The sequence below is a fragment of the Dactylosporangium sucinum genome (assembly GCF_014647515.1).
GTDB lineage: Bacteria > Actinomycetota > Actinomycetes > Mycobacteriales > Micromonosporaceae > Dactylosporangium > Dactylosporangium sucinum.
Window position 1 is genome coordinate 196,485 of the sequence record NZ_BMPI01000001.1, and the last position, 20,434, is coordinate 216,918.

The window sequence follows — 20,434 nt, forward strand, 5'->3', positions numbered from 1 at the left end:
CGCCGCGGTGAAGTACTCGTGCGGGGTGGCACCGGTGAGCGCGGCCTGACCCAGCCGCCGCAGGTACGCCTTCGCGCCCTCCGTCCGGGCGCGCTCGTCCAGCACGCGGTGGGCCAGCACGGCCGACTGCGCCTCGGACAGTTGCGGTGGGCGGTTGTCGAGCAGCCGCCGGTGCGTCGCCGCCGCCCGGGCCCGAGCCTCGTTGGCCGCCGCGACCTCGGCGGCCGACAGCACGGAGGCGCCATCGCTCGACATCGGCCCGGTGGCGCCGCCCGATCCCGTCGCGTCCGCGGTCACGGGTGGGCGGGCCAGCCCCCGGGCCTGCGCGACCAGTGCCACGGCCTCGGCGAGGGCCGCGGCCCGCGCGGGGGTCAGCCGGGCACCGCCGAGATGGTGCCGCGTCAGCTCGTCGTAGCGCTCCTGGGCGGTGCGCACCTGCGCCGCGACCGCCGGAACCCGCTCGATGCCGTATCCGGGGATGAACGAGGCCCAGAGCGCCACCTGCCGCTGGGCGCGCCTGGCCCGCCGCAGCGCGACCTGCGCGGCCCGGAACTCCGCGGCTGCGGCCTGCGCGGCGGCCTCGGCGGCGTCGCGGGCCGTCAGGACCTCGCGGGCGAACGCGAGCTGGGCGGCCGTGTCGGCGAGGTCCGGCACGTCGTCGGCGGCGGTCCCGGCCCGCTCGGCCCAGTCGGCGACCTGTTCCCGCGCGGCCAGCATCGCCGGGGTGAGCCGGCCGTACTGCACACCGGCGAACCGCGCCAGGGGCCGCAGCCGCTCGATCGTGTAGACCAGCGTCACCAGCTGGTCGGCGTCCTCCGGGGCGACCGCGAGCGCGTCGCGGTACGCCTCCCGGGCGACCAGGTTCAGTTCGGCCTGCGGTTGCGGCTGCGGGCGGGCGCGACGCAGCTCGTCGATGCCGGCCGTCGCCTCGGCCCGGCGCTGCGCCGATTCCGCCAGGCTCCGCTGGAAGGCCAGCTCGCCGGCCAGCTCGACCGCGCGGTCGTCGTCGAGCGCCTGCTGCGCATCGGGCGGCGAAGCCGGACCGGTGTCGCCGTGCGCGGCCGCCATCGGTACGGGTACGGGTACCGGCGCGGGATCGGTCGGCACCGGCGCGGGATCGGCGAGCTGCTGCTGTCCCGGCTGCGCCACCGCGACGAAGCCGCCGAGCGCGGCGCCGTGGTGCAGCACCGTGATCGCTGGGCTACCGGCCCGGCCGGCCGACCAGAGGTGGCCGTTCTCGCGGACCACGTCGAGCCGCACCTCGAGCGCGTGGGCGGCGAACTGGACGATGAGGTCCGCCTCGCGGCCGCCGGGCCACCACCCGGCCTGTCGCAGGTTGTCGGCGAGCCGCTGCGCACCGGCGGCGTCGAGGCCGTGATGCCGCCAGAACGGCTGGTTGCGCCGATACAGCAGGGGAATCTGGTCGGCCACGAAAGCGCGCAACGCCGCGAGCGTCGGCGGCCGGAACGGCTGCGGACTCCACGGTGGACGGGCCGCCTGGTCCGCCGCGCGGCGGCTCATCACCCGGTACACGTACGGCGCGGCCACCGCGACGATCGACTCGAACAGACTGTCTGCGCCGTCGGCCACGTCGACGAGCGAGTCGGCCTGCGGTTGGAGCCGGTCCAGTGCGTCCTGCTGGGCCGGTGAGATCCGGGCCTCGACGGGGATCGGCGTGGCGGACGCCTTCCGCAGGCTCTGCAGGAGGGCCGGTGCGCGGAGCTGGGCGATCCGGGCCGCCGTGGGTGGTGCGCCGGAGGGCCGGTGGACGGGTGGCTCCTCCGCCGATGGCACGACCTGCGACGCAGTGACGGGGACACTGCCGTACGGCACGTCGTGGACGACCGGGCCCGACGCTGACACCGCCTCGATGAGGCGCAGGTGGCGTTCGGGCAGCGGGGCGTCGAGTGCGATGTCCGCGCCCATCAACCCGCCGCCGTGGACGGCCGGGCTGGCGGCGGAGCGGCGGAACACGGTGTCCGGGTCGGCGTGCTCGTCGGGCAGGCCGACGTAGTGCAGCACCTCGTGGACGAGGACGCCCGGCGCCTCGTCGAGGTGCAGCCGCCGCTGGTTGGCCGGCAGCCCGTCGGCGACGGTGCGGTGCAGATCGACCGCGTACGGGTGGGTGGCGTCCTCGGTGAGCTCGACCCGGACGTGCAACTGGTCGCCCGACCCGGGGAGCCGGTAGCGCCGGTTGACGTGGTCGTCCAGCAGCGCCTGCAGGTCGGCCTCGAAGCTCGCGACGTCTGCGCCGGTGACGTCGGCCATCGGCCGGATCGGCAGCGGGACGGTGAGCTCCCGTACCCACAGCCCGCGGCGCGGCTGCATGCGCCGGACGTCGGCCCGGATGTACGTCGCGGCGCCGGCGAGGCGGCCGGGGCGGCGGCCGCTCTGGTCCCGGTCCGGGTCGAACCGTTCGGTGCGCACCCGCGCCCCCTGCTGCGGGCGCAACGGTGCCCACTCGCTGTCGTCGGCGAAGATCCGCGATGCGGCCCGCTCGGCGTGCAGGACCCGTTGCTCGAACTGATGGAGTACCGCCGCACGCAGGGCCTCGGACCGCTCGGGGACGTCGGCGTCCAGGAAGGCCAGCAGGGCCTGTACGGCCGCGGCCGGCGCCTCGCCGGTGGCTGGCTGCGTCTCGGCGGCCGGCTGCGTCTCGGCGGCCGGCTGGTCGAGCGCGGTGATGGCCGCGCGGGCGCGGCGGCGCAGGCCGACCAGCCGGGCATGGTTGTCCTCGGCCTCGCTCGGTGTGGGCGCGACGACGGACCGCCAGGACGTGGTGGCCGCCTCCAGCCGGGACAGCGCGTCGTAGTGCCGGTCGAGCCACGCGTCGTCCAACTGTTCGGGGGCGGTGGCCGGCAGACCGGTCTCGTCCGCGTGGGTACGGGCGGCCTCCCACTCCTGCCGGGCCGGGGCGAGCCGGTGCCGCAGCGCCTCGGCGTCGGCCTCGGGCAGTCCGGCCGTGGCCGCGGCGTCGCCGATCTCGGCGTACAGACGGTCGTGCCGTTGGGCGAGATCATCGGGGTCGACGCCGTGCAGCCTCGTGTACAGCCCGACGACCCACGCGTGGTCGATGCCGCGCCACGCCTGCTGCAGTTCCGTCAGCGCGTCGTGTACCGCGTCGGCCGCACCCCACACCCGGTCGCCCACGGTGGAACCGATGGATGTGGCGGCCAACGCGGCGAGCGCGCGCCGGCCCTGGTCGAACGCGGATTCGAGCCGGGTCGCGGGCGCCGGCGGCGCCCCCTCGCCGGCCTGCTGGAGCAGTTCGACCGCCTCGGCGTGGTACTCCTCGAGGTCGCGCAGGGCTTCGAAGCGACTGGCACGCACCGCGTTGATGCCCGCCCGGATGGCCGGAGCAGACTGATCGAGGGTGCTGACGAAGTGGCGGCGGGCAGCCAGGACCGCCTGCTGATCGGGTCGGATGGCGTGCTGGTCGAGGCTGCGCCGGTACCGGGTCAGGGCGCGGTCCAGCGCGGCGGCCGCGGCGCCGGTGTCGGCGTCCGCGCCGGCCGCGAGCACGCGGCGGACCGTCGTGACCCGGGTGTCGGCCCGGTCGAGGTCGGCCCGCGCGGCCGCGGTCCAGGCCGCGTCCATGGTGGACGTGACATGCGCCTGCCAGGCGTCCCAGGCGAGCATGGCGGTGAGCGGGTAGGCCGCGGCCGCGGCCGCGGTGAGATCGGCGCCGAGCTCGTCGAACAGCTCCCGTGCGGCGCGTTCGTGCGCTGACCACAGCGCGCCCGGGTCGGTCCGGTCGGCGTGGCCCGCACTGCCCTGGTCAGGGTCGGAGTGGTCGACGAGCCAACGGCGTAGGCCCTCCTCGAACCTCCAACGCAGCGCGTGCAGCTCCAGCCCCCAGCGCCGCTCGTCGTCGCGGTCGTCGTCGGTGTCGTAGTCGTTGAGCGTCGCCGTGTCGCGGTCGTCGAGAATCTGCTCTTCGGGCTCGGCGCCGACGAGGGTGTCCGAGCCGCTCGAACTCGCGAGGCTGGCCGTGTCGCCGTCTGAACCTCCGTCCGTGCCCTCGTCCGTGTCTTCGTCCGGGTCGGCCTTCGCCGTCGCGTCGGCGTCGGGTCCGCGGCCAGGGTAGGGGTTGGTGTCCTCGGAGGCGTCGATGACGGTGTAGCCGGCGGCCTCGAGCTGCCGCCGCGTGGTCTCCGCGGCATCGACCGGGTGCCCGAGCATGGCGGCCCCGGCGAACCGGTGGTTGGGGACCCAGTCGTCCACGATCAGGGTGTCGCCGCGCACGGCCAGGATCGGCAACCCGCCCGCGAGGAACCGGCTGGGCACCTCGGCCGGGGTGCGCACCGGCGGGGTCGCCTGGTTGCTGCGCTCCTCCAGCGCACCCGGCAGGTACGCCGCGTAGACCACCTGCATGGGGCGCGGCCGGTCCAACCGGCCGCCGGGCTGCGCCCATCGCAGCGACCGCGAACCCCGCAGCCCCCGCGCGAAGGCCGCCCCGGCGGAGGTGGCGTCGACCCGCAGCAGCGGCGCGGTGGTCCAGTCCTGGCGCTCGTAGTAGGTCAGATGCTCGCCGGACCGGGGCGACTGCACGCCGTACACCAGCGGCAGGCTCCCGGTGCGGGGCCGGTACCGTCCGGTCAGGCGCTGCCCCACCCAGTGGTGCCCGGCCAGTCCGGGCGCCAGGTTCTGCACGGCGGAGTTGAAGTTGGCCAGCGCCCGCCGGCGGCCCTTCACGTCCCAGTACGCCCCGAAGAATCCCCGGGTCCCACCCAGCAACCCGGACCGCGCCCGGTACACCGTGGAGATCACCACGCGATCCAACGCGTCCGGCATGACCATGCGGTCGTACCCGCCGGCCAGTGCGTGCCGGACGGCCTTGCCCAGGGTCGAGTCGCCGACCCGCCGCGCCGCCCGGGCCACGTCCCGCGGGTTCGTCAGGTCGATGACCGCGTCGGCCGGCACCTCCACCTTGGCCAACGTCTGATATCCACCGACGACCGGCGGCTTCTCGCGATACAACCCGAGACTGCCCAGCGTGAACGCGTCGTGGGGCGTGCCCGACAACGGCCGCTCCAGCAGCACGTACAGCGACACGGACCCCGTCGCGGCCGGGCTCGTCGTCGCGGCGGACGGCGTCGTTCCCGCCTTGCCGGGCAGGGACGTCGCGGTCGACGGGTCGTCCGCGGTGTGCCCTTCGCGTCGGTGCGCCTCCGCGTGCCAGGCGACCGCCTCCCACAACCGGCCCTCCGACAGGTCGGCCACGTCCGTGCGGAACATCTCGGCCGAGCGCACATCGAACCGGTTGGCCTCGAAGGACCCGGACGTGGACGACCGGACGACCTCGATCCCGTCACGCGCCGCCGCCGACAACCGCGCGTGCGCCGCCTCGAACTCCAGCCTCGCCGACCGCACCTGCGAGGCGACCTGCGGGTCCAGCGTCACCGACCCCGACGGGGCGAGCGACCCTCGGTTGGAGTCCACCAGTCCGGTCAGCACGCCCCAGCTACGGTCCGCCTCGCGGACGACCGCCGCGTCCACGCTGGGCAGCCCGCTCACCTGCGCCCACGTGCCGGAGAAGGGCTTCACCCGGTCGACGAACGCCACATCCGCCCGGAATCCGGACCCGTTTCCGGCCGCCGGCGCCGCGACGGTCGCAGCACCGCCGCCGGGCGTCGTCGTCAGCGCCGCCGGCGTCGACACGGCCGACGTGATCGGCGGGGCCGGCGGCGTCGGCGCGGTCGGCGGCGTCACCGGCGTCGGCGACGTCACCGGCGTCGGCGACGTCACCGGCGCGGCCACCTGCTGAGCAGCCGGCGCCAGCGGATCCGAGGTGACCCCGCCCGAGGTGGCCCCGCCCGAGTTGGACTCCGGCGCCGTCGGGCTGAACGCCGTTGAGCCCGACCCGACGCCGCCAGTCGCCGGCCCGTCACCGCCGGCCACCCCGGCACCGCCGCTGGCTGGCCCGGCGCCGGTCCCGGTCGAGACCTCGGCGCCCTGAGCGGTGCCGGTGGGAGCGGGAGCGCCGCCGGCGCCGGAGCCTTGCGCACTCGGGGGTGGCGACTGCATGGTCGGTGCGGCTATCACCGTCGGTCCGTCGACCGGCGCCGGCCCCGTTGCTGGTTCGGTGGTCGCGGGCGGGGCGGCCGCTGAGGCCGGGGACGAGGGCGGTACGCCGGTGTCCTCGCTCGGCCCGGCCGGCAGGGCGGCGTCGGGATGCGGCGCCTTGGGCAGCGCGATCGACGCGAACAGGTTCTTCCAGTTCGTCAACGGCATCGCGTTGGGCATCCGCCGGCCGAAGACCTTGTTCCCGTGCTCCACCGGCCCCTCGGCCAGGCCGCCCGACAGGAACCCGCCGATGATCCCCCGCGGCCCGTCCGAACCCATGAGCTGGTCGGCGATGACCTCGGGCAACGCCTCGATCAACGACTCCTTGATCATCGTCGCGATCAGCGTCCTGCCGCCGGGCAGGCGCCGCGTCCAGCCCAGCCCCCACCCGATCGCACCGCCGAGCGCCCCGAGCCCACCCATGAACAGGGTCGATTCCTTGTCCCAGCTGCGGCGGTGCCCCATCAGCAGCTCGATCAGCTGTGCCAGCCCGTCGATGCCGGCCAGGAACGCGAAACCGAAAACGATCGACTCCAGCAACCGCACCAACAACTGGATGGCCAGCTGCTGGAAGGTCTTCGTCACGGCCGCCGCCGCCGGCGCGCTCGCACCCATCGTCCACACCGTCGTGAACAGCAGCTTCAACAGGGTCGCGAACAGGATGGCGGCCATGATCAGGATGACCAGCTTCGTATGTTCGACCTTCAGCGCCACATCCTCCAGCGCCGCCGCCACCTCCTCGACGCTGTTGCGCAGGGCCGGCAGCGTCGATCCGGCCCCGTCCACCAGCTGTTCGAGGTACGAGATGGCCGACTCCACCCCCGGCCCGCGCCCCGAGGCGCGCAACTCGGTGATGGCGGCCTGCACCTCTCCCACCAGGTCGCCGAGGTCTGCCCCCAGCCCGCGCCAGGCCGCCGCCAACGAGCGCAGCCGGTCCTCATCGACGTCCGGCCAGTCCTCGCCCACCGTCAGGTAGACCCACGGCACCAGCTCCGGCGGAATGGTAATGGTCACGACGATGCCCTACGACCGGTTGGCTTCCTCGGTCGCATTCACGTTGTGCGATGCCACCGAGAACTTGGTGCCGGCTTCGTCGAAGCCGTCGACGAGGTCCTGCAGCAACAGGATCAGGTCGTTGTAGGGCTGGCGGTACTGCGCCTCGATCGTCTGCCCCATCGAGTCCGAACCCCACGCCGGCCCGATCTGCACCACCCGGGACTGGAACGTGCGCAGGGCCTTGGCCACCGTGTCGGAGGGGACCTGCAGGTACTCCGAGATCGTCCCGAGCGCCTCGGCGTCGACGACGATCGGACCGATGCCCGGGATCCCCGAGCCTGGGGTGGTGCTCTTGCCAGCCATACAACGCTGACGGAACCGTCGGGTCACCGGTTCATTTCTTGTTTGTTACCGGGTTCCCGGAGCCGTCAGGTCAGGCGCGGGCGCACTCGATCGACACCTGCGCCGCGGCGTGCCGGTCGGCGGTGGAGGTTCCGCGGTTGGTCAGCTTGACGCCGATCCGGCCGTCGCTCAGCGGGTAACGCCCGGCGGGAACCCATCGCCCGCGCTGTGCCGGTTGGTCGATCGCGAAGGAGCCGATGACGGTGGGATCGTCACGGCCACGCGTCACAAGGTAGGCGGTCGGCCGGCCGGCGGCGTCCTGTGACCGCTCGACCTTCGGCACGTACACGAACACGTCGCAGCTTGCGGCCGTCATGCCCCGCGGCGCGAACCACCACAGCACCGAGGTACCCGGGTCGTCCTGGCTCGTGCCCGACATCGGTACCGCCCAGAAGACGCCCGCGCAGCCCGCGCCGCTCCAACCGCCGCGCCTCGTCTGCGGCACCGAACCGGCCGGGTAGACGGCGAGGTGACCTGCCTCGCCGGTGGCCCGGCACCCCACGCCCGCCACCGCCGTGAAGCGCGCCGGCGCGCGGGACGACGCGGCGACCGGCGTGGCATCTCCGGCCGGCCACAACGGCGTCTGCCGCGCCCGCGGCGGCATGGACGGCGCGGTGCGGGTGGGCGCGGGCGCCGACACCGCCGGCGCGTCCCGCCGCGCCGGTGCACGCTGCCACGCGCCCACGGCCCCGATGATGACGACGACGGCGACGGCGCTGCCCAGCACCCCGGCGCCCCGGTCGCCCAGTCGCTGCGGCCACGACCAGCCGCCGCGCGGAAGCGCGCGGCGCAGCCGTCGGCGCCGCGCCCTCGCGCTCGGTGTGCGGTGCCGGCGCGCTCGCGGCCACCTCACGGCGCGGACCCGGGTCGCCACCGCGACGGCGCTCGCTCGGTACGAGTGTCGGCCTCGGAACCGCCCGGGCGGTCGCGCGGTCGCGCCGCCGCCTCGTCGGATCCGGGTCGTGCGCTCCGCGCGATGTCGTCAGGCACGGCGATCGCCACGTCGCCCGCGGGCACCCCCGGCGGCCGACTTCCCGCCGCCGGCGGATGCTCCGCGGGGGACAGCTGCGTCGCCCGCTCCTCGGCCCACCACCACCGCTGCTCGGCCGGCACCGGTCGTAGGTTCGGCCGCGGCGGCGCCCCGCCCGACGAGGAACCATCCGGTTCGTCCCAGGACGGCGTCCGGCGCAGTGCCTCGACGAAGGAGAGCAGCCCGGCCAGGTCCCGGTCGGCCGGTGCGCCGGGGAACGGGTCGCCGTCGTCCGGCTCGACGGCCTCGCCGGCCTCGGGCAGCTCGGAGAACGGCACGAGGCCGCGCTCGCGTCCGGTGGTACGCAGCAGCCAGATCTGCCCGTCGGTCAGCCGCTCCTGCACCTTGGCGGCGGCCCGGACCATCCGCGCTCCGGCGTCGTCCGCGACGGCGATCCGCAGGCTCGCCCGCGCGTCGGCCGGCAGGCTCCGCAGCAGACGCACAACGGCGCGCCACGGCGGCCGGTCCTGCGGCGCGTCGGGCCCGCCGACGACGACCGTGCAGTAGTCGGCGTCGAGCGGAAGCTCACGCACGGCGGTCGCGCCGTCGACGCGGTCGATGGTGTGGATCCACAGGCCGGCCTCGACCACCTCGACCATCCACCGGTCGTTGAGCGCGAGCTGGGCCGGGCCCAACGGCAGCAGGTTGTCGCCCGGTGCCGTCCACTTGTGGACCCGCGCCCCGCCGTACGGACGCCAGGCGAGCTCGACCGCGAACGGGCGCCAGCCGGGAACGCCGTCCCGCCGTACCGCGACGACGTGCCGCCCCTCGCCGAACAACTGCAGTGGCAGCCCCGTGCGCACGCGCAGGGTCTGGTTCGCCGCCTCGGACCCGATCTCGCCCAGCCGGCCGTCCGCGACCGGACGGTCGCCGTACGGCGCCAGGACGAGGCGCTCCCGCAGTGCGGTCGGCAGGGCCGCGACCAGCTGCCGGACCTCTGCCGCGGCGAGCGGGCGCTCCCCGGGCCGGGACACCACCAGCGCGGCGTCGGCGTGGTGCATCGGCACCGCGAAGATCAGGTCGTCGGGGTCGACCGGCCCCGGGCGGTGCAACCACAGCCCGCAGGGGACGTCCTCGACGACGACGCCTCCGCCGGGTCCGAGCTGGGACGGCGGGATCTGGTCGAGGTGCCGTTCCCATTCGGGCTCGGGAAACCGCCGCCCGAGCTGCTGCGGTTCGCGGCCGGGACGGAAGCGCCACCATGAGCCGCGCCCGGCCGGCCGGTGGTCGGCCTCCGGACGACCGTGACCGTTGCTCGCGGCGACGAACAGCGACCCGTCCGGCAGGCAGAGCAGGTCACCGTCGGCGGCGATGACCTCGACGCCGAGCCCGTCCGCCAGCTCCTGCGCCGGCGGGCGACCGCCGCGATGCGACGCGCCGGCAGCGACCAGCCGCACCGAGTCCCACCGGATCGGCACCCAGGGACGCAGCTGCTGCAGCAGCGCCGGAACGAGGGCGGAGGTCAGCCGCGACATGACGACCGCGATCCGGTCCTCCTCCGCCTGCACGCGCTTGGCCACCGCGCGGGCATCGGCCCGGTCCCCGCCGCGGACGGCGGCGACGAGGCAGTGGCCAACCTCGTCCACGTGGAGGCGGGCCGGCCGGTCCGGCGCGGCGATGCTCGACGAGGTACTCATTTCGGCAGATCCTCGGGAAGGAGCAGGGTGAGATCGTCGGTGGTCGGCGAGGCCAGCGTGGCGATCCGGCCCGCCTGGCGGCGGATCAGCACGTCGAGGACCTGCCGGGCGTGGCGGCCGTTGCCGAAGGAACGTCCGCGCTCGATCCCGGCGAAGTACCGCTGCAGAGCGCCCAGGGTCCTCGGTTCACAGCTGTAGCCGGCGTGGTCCGCGTGCTGGCGCACGATGGTGACCAGCTCGTCGGCGGTGTAGTTCTCGAACTCGATCCGGGTGGAGAAGCGGGACGCGAGACCGGGGTTGCCGGCGAGGAACGTGGCCATCTCGGCGGTGTAGCCGGCCGCGATCACCACGACCTCGTCGCGGTGGTCCTCCATCAGCTTCACCAGCGTGTCGATCGCCTCGTGCCCGAAGTCGTTGCCGCTCTGGCCGGACCGGGACAGCGTGTACGCCTCATCGATGAACAGCACGCCGCCGCGAGCGCGGTCGAACACTTCCTTGGTCCGGATCGCGGTCTGTCCGATGTACTGGGCCACGAGATCGGCCCGGCTCACCTCGATCAGCTGACCCGTGGCGAGGACGCCGAGGGCGGCCAGCAGGTCCCCGATCAACCGCGCCACGGTGGTCTTCCCCGTGCCCGGCGGGCCGGCGAAGATCAGGTGCCGGGACACGGACGGTACGGGCAGGCCGGCCGCCTGACGGTGCCGGGCCGCGGCGAGCAGGTTGACCAGGTCCGTGACCTCACGCTTGACGTTCTCCAGACCCACCATCGCGTGCAGGCGGTCGAGCAGCGCGGTGACGTCGCCGCCGCTGGCCGTGCTGGCGCCGGCGCCGACGCCCGACGACGTGGGGGTACCGAGATCCGCGGGCAGCAGTCGCATCAGGTCCTGCGGTGAGGTGCTCCCGGCGACGTCCAGCCGTTGCGCCTGACGCTCGACCATCTCCTCGAAGACCTTGCGGGCCGTGCGAGCGTTGCCGAAGTTCTCGTCGCGTGGGATCCGGGCGAAGTACGCCTGCAGCGCCGACCGGGTGCCGTACTCCAGCGTGTAGTGATGGGTGCGGCAGAAATGCTCCACAATGGTCACCAGCTCCTCGGCGGTGTAGTTGTCGAAGTCGACCGTCCTGGTGAACCGTGACTGCAGGCCCGGGTTGGAGCGCAGGAAGCCCCGCATCTGGTGCGGGTATCCGGCCGCGACGACGACCACGTCGTCGCGATGGTCCTCCATCAGCTTGACCAGCGCGTCGATCGCCTCCCGGCCGAACGAGTGGCCGCTGGCCTCGTAGTCCGACGCGAGCGCGTACGCCTCGTCGATGAACAGCACACCACCCAGCGCCTCGGTGAACTTCTCGGTCGTCTTGATGGCGGTGCCGCCGACGTGCTGCGCGACCAGGTCCGCCCGGGAGACCTCGACCACGTGGCCCTTCGGGAGCACACCGAGCGACGCGAGAATCCGCCCGTACAGCCGGGCGACGGTCGTCTTGCCGGTGCCCGGAGGCCCCGCGAAGACGAGGTGCCGGCTCATCGGCGGGCCCGGCAGGCCGAGCGCGCCACGGCGCCTGGCGAGCTGCTGCAGGCTCACCAGCGACGCCACCTCACGCTTGACCGAGACGAGCCCCACCAGCTCCCGCAGCTCCGCCAGCAGCGAGTCCGTCGACTCGACCAGGACGGGTACGGCCTCCGCCGAACCGGGCGGCTCGGGTGCGCCACGCTCGGCGGTGGCCCGCTTCGGATACACATCGGCCGCGCCGTTGCCGGTGCTGGTCAGGTTCTCCACCGTGAGCCGGGGACCCGGTTCGGGCTGGCGGACGCCCGCCCCGCCGTTGCCACGTACCGTGCAGTCCCGGATCACGATCGGTTGGTCGCTCTCCACCTTGATGCCGTCGGCCTCGTTCCCGCTGACCGTGACGCCGGTCAACTGCCCGCGGGCCTCGCTGTCGAAGCGAACTCCGTCGCCGCCGCTGTCGCGGACCGTCGTACGCTCGAGGGTCGCCTCGGCAAGCCGCTCCACGACGATGCCACCCGTGCGCGCCTCGGCCACCTCACTGTCGCGCAGCACGCACCGGCCCAGCTCGCCGACCAGCAGACCCACGTCGTCGCTCCCGGTGATCCGGGAGCCGTCCAGCTCCGGGGCGCCTCCGTCCGCCGCGTACACGCCGGCGTGGCGGGTGTCGGCGATCTCGGCGTCGGCGATGCGTCCACGGCCGTTCTCCCGGACCAGCACCCCATGCCCCTGGCAGCCGTGGATGCGCAGCCGCCGCAGGACGGGGTTGCCGCCGGAGCCGATCCGGACCCCGTGCTGGCGACACTCACGCAGCTCCACGCCGTCGAAGGTGCCCGCCGAACCCTCGACCACCACCAGGGCCGCGTCGACGGCGCCGGTGACGGTCAGGTCGGAGAACGAGGGGTCGCTACCACCGCCGACCCAGATCGCGGCCTGGGAGCCGCCGGTGACGGTACAGCCGGAGAAGGAACCCCGCGAACGCCCGACCAGCCTGATGGCGTGACCACGGGCGCGCGTGAACCGGGTGTCCCGCACCACCGGGTCGGCCCCGTCGGCGAGCAGCATGCCGTCGCCGGCGGTCTCGGTGACCTCGCAGCCGTCGATGCTCGCCCGCGCGCTGCCGGCGACGAAGATGCCGACGTCGGACGTCTCGTGCACGGTCGTGTCCACGATCCGGGTCGTCGCCTGCTTGTCCAGCGCCACCGCGGGGCCGCCGGTGCGGGAGATGTCGCAGCCCTTGACGCTCCCGCGCGCGCCGTCCGTGCCGCAGATGCCGTTGCCCTGCGCCTCCGTGATCGTGCAGTCGCGCAGTACCAGGTCGGCGCCGGACCGCAGGACCACGCCGGACGTACCCAGGCGCTCGATCTGGCACCGGTCCACCGATCCGGTCGCGGCGTCGACCGCGACGATGCCGGCGCCCACCTCGTTGGTGACCCGACAGTCGGTCATGACGACCGACGCGCCGCCACGCACGAAGACGGCCGCCGGCGACTCGGCGTTGATCTCGCAGTTGTCCAGTCGCAGCCGGCCGGTCACGACGTCGACCGCGGCCGATCCGGTGTCACGATGGCGAAGCACGAGCCCGGAGAGGGTCGCGGCCTCCGTTCCCATGTGGACACCGGAGCCGGCCGGAGGAGCGATCAGCACGCTGCCCCGGCCGTCGCGAGCCGTGATGGTGACCGGCACCGACAGGCTCAGGACCTCCTCGTACTCGCCGGGCAGGACGTCGATGATGGCACCGCTCTCCGCCGCGGCCAGTGCGTCGGCGATGTGCCGATGACATCCTGGCTCGCTCGGTGACACGGTGTGCACGCGCCGGTTCACGCCATCCGCTCCCCTACGCCTCGTCCCCGCCCGTGGCCGTGGCTGCGGGCGGTACCGGATCGGTGGCATCGTGGGTGGCCGGCGGGCCGGCCGCGCCCGAGCCGCGCCGGTGGCCGAGGCTGGCCTCCATCGAGCCCAGCAGGTCCACCACCGACTGCGGCAGCGTGACCGCGTCCGTCACCGCCGCTCCCCAGTCGAACCGGCCGCTCACGATGTCCGCGACGTCGGCCCCCTCGGGGAGGCTGTCGCTCACCGACTCCAGCACGGCGGTCCGCGCGGACTGCTGGGCCTGCCGGATGGTCGCCACGACGATGTCGGCCAGTTCGGCCGGCGCGAGATTCCGGTAGCTGGTCCCGTGGAACGTGAGGCCGGTGATGTCACCGCGCGCGTCGACCGTCACCGAGACCTGCCGGCGGGCGGACCGGGCGGATCCGGTCACCTCCTCGATGCTGTCGTGCAGCCGGCTCAGGCTCGCCTTCTGCTTCTCGATCTCGGCCATGACCTCGTTCAGCATCGCCTCAATGCCAGGGCGCATCGTCATCCTCCACGGTGGGCTCGACGGCGGCGGGTCGGCCGAGCGCCGAACCGGCGGCCGAGACGGGCTGGGTCCAGACGCCGTCGGACTCGGTCAGCCGCGTCTGGCTCCGGTACGGCTCGTCGTCGTTCGAGCCGTCGAAGGGGTGCGCCGTCATGACGGCCCGCGGCCCGCGCCGCTCGTCGGTCGTCGGCGGGCGCCACCGCACGGCCGGGGATCGCGGCGTCTCCGGGCGCCCGGGCGAGCCCGCACTCCACCCGGCGCCCAACGGCGCGCCGCCCGCGAACGCGCCGACCGGCGAACCGGCGGGTGGGGGCGCCGCCACCGCGCTCATCGTCGGCATCGCCGCGGCCGGCACGGCAGGCGCGCCGACGCTCGTCAGCACCGTGCCCGGATCGTCGGTACCCGCGGTGACGTTGAACTGCGGCAATCCGATGCCCGAGGCGGCGAACGTGCCGTCCCCGGTCGGGTACGCGGTCTGCGACGAGATCGGCGTGAGCTCGCCCGGGGGAGCCGGCGCGTAGGCGGCGGCCGCCGCGGGGGCGCTGCCCGTTGCCATGGTGTCGTAGCCGCGACCGGCACCCAGGGCGATGTCCGGCTTACCGTCGCCGTTGAGGTCGATGCCACGCACGCCGTTCGCCGCCGTGACCGTGGGCGCGTCCTTGAGGATCTGGCCGTCCTGGCCGATGTCCGGCCGCCCGTCACCGTTGACGTCGACGCCCGTGACGCCGTCGACCGTGACCAGCTTCGCGCCGCTGAGGGGCCGGCCCCGCATGTCGAGGTCGGCGACCCCGTCACCGTCGACGTCCAGTCCACGTACGCCGTCGTGTTCGACGATCGGGGCGTCGGGCAGGACCTGCCGGTCGAGCAGGATGTCGGGATCGCCGTCGCCGTCGACGTCGACCCCGATCGCACCGTTGTCACCGGTGGCGAGCGCGTCGTAGCTGAGCAGCTCGCCGTTGCGGCCGATGTCCGGTACGCCGTCGCCGTTGACGTCGACGCCCCAGAGCCCACCCGACTCCACCAGCTTGGCGCCCGGTAACGGCCTGCCGTCGAGCCCGATGTCGGGCACGCCGTCGCCGTCGACGTCGACGCCCCACACCTGGTCGGTGCCCTGTACCAGCGGCGCCCCGGGCGAGATCGGCCCGTTGAGCTTGAGGTCGGGACGCCCGTCGTCGTTGACGTCGACACCGAAGCCGTCCGTGCCCTTGGCCAGCGGCGCGTCCTTGAGGATCTCGCCGTTGGGTCCGATGTCCGGCTTCCCGTCGCCGTTGACGTCCAGGCCACGCGTGCCGTCCGGCCCGTCGACCAACGGCTTGCCCGGCAGCGGTTTGCCATCGGTGCCGATGTCGGGCTGGCCGTCGCCGTCGACGTCGATCCCCTGCGTGCCGTCGGGCGTCTGCGTCACGGGTGCGCCGGGGAGCACCGGTGACCCGGGATCCGACGTGCCCGGCGATGAGGGATCGCCACCGGATCCGCCGCCACCCGGCGACTCACCGCCGCCGGACGGTTCGCCCCCGCCCGAGCCCGACCCACCCGGGTCCGACCCACCAGAGCCCGACCCGCCCGGATCTGAGCCACCCGGGTCCGAGCCCCCCGGGTCCGAGCCACCCGGATCTGAGCCACCTGGGTCCGACCCCCCAGCGCCTGACTCGCCCGGGTCAGACCCACCGGCATCCGAACCGCTCGTGTCTTCCCCGTTGGTGTCTTCCCCGCTGGTGTCGCCGCCCTGCGTGTCCTCGCCCTGAGTGTCACCGCCACCGGATTCATCGCCGCTGGTGTCGTCACCCTCGGTGTCGTCGCCGTTGGCGTCCTCGTCGCCGCCGCTGTCGTCGCCGTTGGTGTCCTCGTCGCTCGCCGTACCGTCGTCTCCCCCGGAGGCGTCCTGCGTGGACGGGACCTCCTCAAGGGCGTCCTTCGCGGAACGGTACGCCGTGGCGAGCGTGTTGAGCACTCGCTGCGCCTCCTGGTTGACCTGCGCCTGCGCGGCCGTCTTCTGCTCCGCGGTCAGCTTGTCCCAGTACGCCTGCAACTCCTGGATCTCGCGTTGGGCGTTGGCGAGCGCGTTCTTGGCGTACTCCATGGCGCCCGGGTACCGCGCGACCACGGTGGCGGTCGGCCCGATGTACTGCTTCGTCAACTCCTGGACGAACTCGGAGAACGCGGTTGCCCCCGCGCCCTGCCAGTGGTCCTTTGTCACCACCCGGCTCGTGTCGGCACTGACCGCGCTGACGACCCCTTCCAAGGTCTTCCGGACGGCGTCGAACGCCGACTTGGCCCGGTCGAAGCTGTCGACCTTGCCTGCCATGATCGCCTTGACGATGTCGGCGAGGGAGAGGCCCGAATAGCTGGGCGCCATGTCAGTCGCCACCGATTCCGGGCAGCTTGGCCGTCACCCCGTCGATCAGGCCCTGCAGGTCCGCGGCGGTCAAGTTGTTCTGCGCCTCGGTGTTGGTGGCGTTCTTGGCGACCTGCGCGAGCTTCTCACCGATGATGCCGAGGGCGTCGGCGAGCCCCTTGAGGTTCGTCTCCAGCTGGGTCTTGCGATCCGTTACGAGCTTCTCCAGTTCGTCGGCGTCGAAGAAATCGCCGGCGACCACGGCCACCTTGGCCAACTCCTTGACCCCGTGGTCCTCCACGTCGGCCTTCAGCTTCGTGAACGCTGTGGCCAACTCGCCGATGGTGTCGGCGTCATACACAATCTCGGCCATCGCCAAGGTCCCTTCCGGACTCGTACTGCTCGTGACTTCCGGCTACCCGTGTGCCCGGCCCGGCGGAACGACACCGATCGTCGGGCGTTGACCCGGCCGCCGGCCCCGCGACGGGCCGGTCTTCGCCGGGTCTTCCCACTCATCGGGAGTCTCCTCGTCGTCGACCGGACGGCCGAGATGGCTGACCGGTTCACGGCCCGGGTCCTTCCAGACTTTGTCGTCCTCCATGAGCCAGGTCTGGCGTTCCCGTTCGTCCTTCTGCTGGCCGCCCATCCCGCCCATCCCACCCATCCCGCCCATCGGCGGGTACATGGGCGGATACATCGGTGGGTACGACGACGCCGCGGCTGCGACCTGCCCGGTCTCGGCCACACCGGTTCCCGGCACCGCGGCGGTCACCGGCACGCCCGGGAAGCCGGAGCCGGATGATCCGCGCAGGCCGTCGCCGGGCCGCACCACCTGGTCGCTGAGGTCCGGCGCCCCCGGATGGTCGAACAAGCTGCTGCCGGGCAACCGCTCGCCGCCCAGACCGAAGTCGGGGATGCCGTCGCCCGTGGTGTCGAAGCCGGTCGTACCGTCCGGCCCTGTGACCAGCCGGGTGCCCTCGGGCAGTCCGCCACCGGGCAACGCCCGACCGTCGAGGCCGACGTCCGGCACGCCATCGCCGTCCAGATCGATGCCGCGCGCTCCGTCCGGTCCGGTGACCAGCCGGCTCCCCTCCGGAAGTCCGCCGCCGGCCAGCGGTTGGCCGTCCAGGCCGAGGTCGGGCACGCCGTCGCCGGTGACATCGAAGCCGGTCTGGCCGTCCGGCCCGGTGACCGGTCGATAGCCCTCCGGGAAGCTGCCCTCGGCCAGCGTCCGGCCATCCATCCCCAGGTCGGCGACGCCGTCGCCGTCGACGTCGATGCCCTGCGTCCCGTCCGGCGACCGTACGACGCGGCTTCCGGGCGGCAGCCCGCCGCCCGGCAGGGCTTGTCCGGTGAGGCCGATGTCGGGAACACCGTCGCCGGTGACGTCGAACCCCGTGCCGTTCTGACCGGTCACCGGGCGAGGCAGCCCGGTGCCACTCCCGGGCAGGTCCGCGCCCGGGAGTCCGCCCGTCGGTACACCACCGCCCGGCAGCCCGCCGTCACCCGTAAGCCCGCCACCGCCCGGAAGTCCACCGCCGCCGCCTGGAAGCCCGCCGCCGCTCGACAGGCCGTCGGGGAGTCCCGAACTCGACATGGACGGACCGCCCGACGGCGCCCCGATGTCCGTCTTCGGCAAACCACCGAAGTCGAGCTTCGGAAAGTCCCCGAACTCAATCTTCGGCGGCGTGTTGCCGGTCGCGCCGGGGCCGGTGCCGGCGGGCGGCGGGAAGTACGGACTTGGCGGTACCGACTGCAGCTCGCCATAGATCGACATGTACGCCTCGGAGAGCCGGCCGACATTGGTGTCCAGCGCCTGCTTGGCCGGGCCGAGGACCCTCGCGTCGATCCACGGCCGGTACCGGCCGGCCTCCTTCGCGAGCTCGGCCCGCCAACCGGCATGGTCGAACCACGAGTTGCCCCATTGCACATGCCAGTACTTGAGCGTCCGGCTGGTCTTGCCCTTGCCGCCCATCAGATAGGTGTACTCCGTCCAGAAGATGTCGTGCCATCGCTGGCGGAAGTCGCTCTGGATGCGGAAGTGCTCCAACTGGGCCTGTCGTTGGGCACTCTCGATGGACCTGGTCAGGGTTTCGTAGCCCCGGCCGCTGGGGTGGCGCGGGCCGTAGGCGACGCTGAGCGCGAGATTCAGCCACCGGTCCAGACCGTCGAGCACGCCGTGGACCGCGTTGTGTGCCGGCCCCTTCCACGTCTTGTCCACGGTGGCCGAGTTTCGCCGCAGCACCGTGTCCTGGAACTCCGCGAGGCCGGCTCCCACCAGGCCGAGCCCCTCGGCGGCGTGCGCGGCGTCGTCGCCGTTGGCGCTGGCGAACCCGGTGGGGAGCGCCTTCGTCGGGTCGACGCCGTTCACCGTGTACGTGCCAAGGCCGCCGTTCGCCTCGACATCCTCCTTCACGGTCGGCTTGGTGTCGTAGAAGAGGAGGAACGAGGTCTCCCAGAGCAACTTCCACAGTTGCCAGTTGCCGTAGAAGAGGAAGTCGAGGTCGTAGTCGACATTGTCGACCTCAATCGGCAGCAGGGCCATCGGCGCTCTCCGGAGCGGGGGGCACGGGCCGGCCGATCGCACCGTCCGCGGCGGACGGACCGGTCCAGTCCTCGTCCCCGGTGAGTGACGTCGTGCGCTCGCGACGCCGGTCCCCGGCGGCCGCGCCGTACTGCGACCACAGCGGCGGCACCGATCCACTTCGGACGGAGACATGGGCGTCCGGCGCACGCGTGTAGCCGTCCGAGCCCAGCCCCGGGAGGCGCCCCACCGACGTGAGGACCGACCGTCGCTGCGACGCGGCGCCACCACCCCCCGGCGCCGGCGTGCCGCCGTAGCCGGCGCCCAACCCGGGCACCAAGGGCGCCTGCGGCGCCGGATCGATCGGCGGGGACGCCGGTAGCGGCGGCAGGGATGCGGTGCCGCCGAGCGGGCCGGGCAATCCGGTCAGGATCGTCGAAGGGTTGCCGGACCCCGACGTCAGGGCGAAGCTCGGCAGGCCGAGGTCACCACCGGGGGAAGACCCGCCCGCGAACGCCCCGGGCGGACCGCCGAGCAGGCTGTACGAGCCGACGGCCGGCACGCCGGGCACGTCGCCGTCCGAGCCTTCGCCGCCGGCCGCCCCGGCTTCTTCGCCGCCGGGCACGTCGTCGCCGGCGGACCCATCGCCGTCGGCACCGGCGCCGCCGTCACGCTCGGCGTCCTGTCCGGCCCCGCCGTCGCCGGCGATGTCCGCCGGTGTGGCCGGTATCGGGGCGAGGCTGCCGCCGGCAGTTCGGTACGCCGCGGCGAGCCGCTCCAGAATCGCCTGCGCGCCGGCGTTGATGGTCTCCTCCGTGACCGTCCGCGGCTGGGCCGCGCGGACGCTCTGCACCCAGCTCGCGTACTCCTGGATCTCCGACTGGGCGGTGACGAGCGCGTCGCCCGCGGCGGTCAGCGCGCCGCCGTACGGGCCGAGCGGTTTGGCGGTCTCCCCCACGAACGCGACGAGGTCGCCGACGATGCTGCCGAAGGCGGTCGACGCCGGCCCGTTCCAGGAACGCCCCGAGCCGATGACGCCGTCCACGCTGCTGGAGACGTTGGCGCTCAGCGTCTCCAGCGTGTCGACGACCTTGTCGAACGCCGCCGCCGCGGTCGAGAAGCTTCCGGGCTGACCCGCCATGATCGCCGGCAGGATCTGGTCGAACGTGACTGGGTTCATGGTGCCGCTCCCTTCGTTGGGTCGAGCCCGTCGCCGCCGACGAGTTTGGTGACGCCTGGGAATTTGGTGCTCAGCGCCTGGATCAACTCGTCCACCCGCTGAGCGTCGTCCTGGTTCAGTTCCTCGCTGGTCTCGTACTTCTGGGCGATCGTCACCAGGTTCTGCCCGGTCCAGTAGACGGCGTAGCGGAGATCTTCGATAAATGTCACGTACTCTTTGATCCGGTTCTCCCACTGGGCCTTCAGGGACGACCCCGCGTCGAGCAGACCGGGAGTGATCTTCAGAAGCCGAAGCTTGCCGGCGTACGTCTGGAGCCGGTCAGCGGCGTCCAGATAGGACGATGCGACCCTCCGCAGCGCGCCACCATCGGGCGCGACGACGTCGACCATGCTCCAATCACCTC

The 20,434-nt window shown here is 73.5% G+C and carries 11 protein-coding genes (1 of these 11 running past the window's edge); all 11 read right to left on the minus strand.

The window, feature by feature from the left end:
* Positions 1-7,080, minus strand: the 5' end (the start) of a protein-coding gene (locus IEZ31_RS00600) for a WXG100-like domain-containing protein (protein ID WP_190247676.1). The gene continues 45,321 nt to the left of window position 1, outside the view; only the first 7,080 of its 52,401 coding nucleotides appear in the window; it begins with the start codon at positions 7,078-7,080; its stop codon lies beyond the left edge, outside the window.
* A gap of 9 nt (positions 7,081-7,089) precedes the next feature.
* On the minus strand, positions 7,090-7,425 hold the full coding sequence (locus IEZ31_RS00605; RefSeq protein ID WP_190247677.1) for a hypothetical protein: 336 nt from the start codon (positions 7,423-7,425) through the stop codon (positions 7,090-7,092).
* Positions 7,426-7,495: 70 nt separating this feature from the next.
* Positions 7,496-8,317: a hypothetical protein gene (locus tag IEZ31_RS00610; protein WP_190247678.1), complete on the minus strand. Its 822-nt coding sequence runs from the start codon at positions 8,315-8,317 to the stop codon at positions 7,496-7,498.
* Entirely contained in the window at positions 8,314-10,131 is a 1,818-nt protein-coding gene (locus IEZ31_RS00615; protein WP_190247679.1) for a hypothetical protein, read from the minus strand. The genes IEZ31_RS00610 and IEZ31_RS00615 overlap by 4 nt, the downstream gene beginning before the upstream one ends.
* Entirely contained in the window at positions 10,128-13,454 is a 3,327-nt protein-coding gene (locus tag IEZ31_RS00620) for a right-handed parallel beta-helix repeat-containing protein (RefSeq protein ID WP_229833880.1), read from the minus strand. The genes IEZ31_RS00615 and IEZ31_RS00620 overlap by 4 nt, the downstream gene beginning before the upstream one ends.
* A 13-nt stretch (positions 13,455-13,467) precedes the next feature.
* The gene (locus IEZ31_RS00625) at positions 13,468-13,989 is read right to left on the minus strand and encodes a YbaB/EbfC family nucleoid-associated protein (protein ID WP_190247681.1); all 522 of its coding nucleotides are present in this window, start codon (positions 13,987-13,989) and stop codon (positions 13,468-13,470) included.
* The gene (locus tag IEZ31_RS00630; RefSeq protein WP_190247682.1) at positions 13,973-16,360 is read right to left on the minus strand and encodes a hypothetical protein; all 2,388 of its coding nucleotides are present in this window, start codon (positions 16,358-16,360) and stop codon (positions 13,973-13,975) included. The genes IEZ31_RS00625 and IEZ31_RS00630 overlap by 17 nt, the downstream gene beginning before the upstream one ends.
* Entirely contained in the window at positions 16,350-16,700 is a 351-nt protein-coding gene (locus IEZ31_RS00635; RefSeq protein WP_505661121.1) for a DUF2563 family protein, read from the minus strand. The genes IEZ31_RS00630 and IEZ31_RS00635 overlap by 11 nt, the downstream gene beginning before the upstream one ends.
* A 42-nt stretch (positions 16,701-16,742) precedes the next feature.
* Complete coding sequence (locus IEZ31_RS00640) at positions 16,743-18,872, minus strand: hypothetical protein (protein ID WP_190247684.1); 2,130 nt, start codon at positions 18,870-18,872, stop codon at positions 16,743-16,745.
* Positions 18,853-20,031, minus strand: coding sequence for a hypothetical protein (locus tag IEZ31_RS00645; RefSeq protein WP_190247685.1), 1,179 nt, complete (start codon positions 20,029-20,031; stop codon positions 18,853-18,855). Before IEZ31_RS00645 ends, IEZ31_RS00640 begins: the two co-directional genes overlap by 20 nt.
* A complete protein-coding gene (locus tag IEZ31_RS00650; RefSeq protein WP_190247686.1) occupies positions 20,028-20,420 on the minus strand; it encodes a hypothetical protein in 393 nt (130 codons plus the stop codon). The genes IEZ31_RS00645 and IEZ31_RS00650 overlap by 4 nt, the downstream gene beginning before the upstream one ends.
* Positions 20,421-20,434: the final 14 nt, after the last annotated feature.

Excerpts from the sequence above, each read along its gene's own strand:
- IEZ31_RS00650 (WP_190247686.1), bottom strand. The coding sequence starts at position 20,420 with ATGGTCGACGTCGTCGCGCCCGATGGTGGCGCGCTGCGGAGGGTCGCA.
- IEZ31_RS00640 (WP_190247684.1), bottom strand. The coding sequence starts at position 18,872 with ATGGCCCTGCTGCCGATTGAGGTCGACAATGTCGACTACGACCTCGAC.
- IEZ31_RS00645 (WP_190247685.1), bottom strand. The coding sequence starts at position 20,031 with ATGAACCCAGTCACGTTCGACCAGATCCTGCCGGCGATCATGGCGGGT.
- IEZ31_RS00615 (WP_190247679.1), bottom strand. The coding sequence starts at position 10,131 with ATGAGTACCTCGTCGAGCATCGCCGCGCCGGACCGGCCGGCCCGCCTC.
- IEZ31_RS00605 (WP_190247677.1), bottom strand. The coding sequence starts at position 7,425 with ATGGCTGGCAAGAGCACCACCCCAGGCTCGGGGATCCCGGGCATCGGT.
- IEZ31_RS00625 (WP_190247681.1), bottom strand. The coding sequence starts at position 13,989 with ATGCGCCCTGGCATTGAGGCGATGCTGAACGAGGTCATGGCCGAGATC.
- IEZ31_RS00635 (WP_505661121.1), bottom strand. The coding sequence starts at position 16,700 with ATGGCCGAGATTGTGTATGACGCCGACACCATCGGCGAGTTGGCCACA.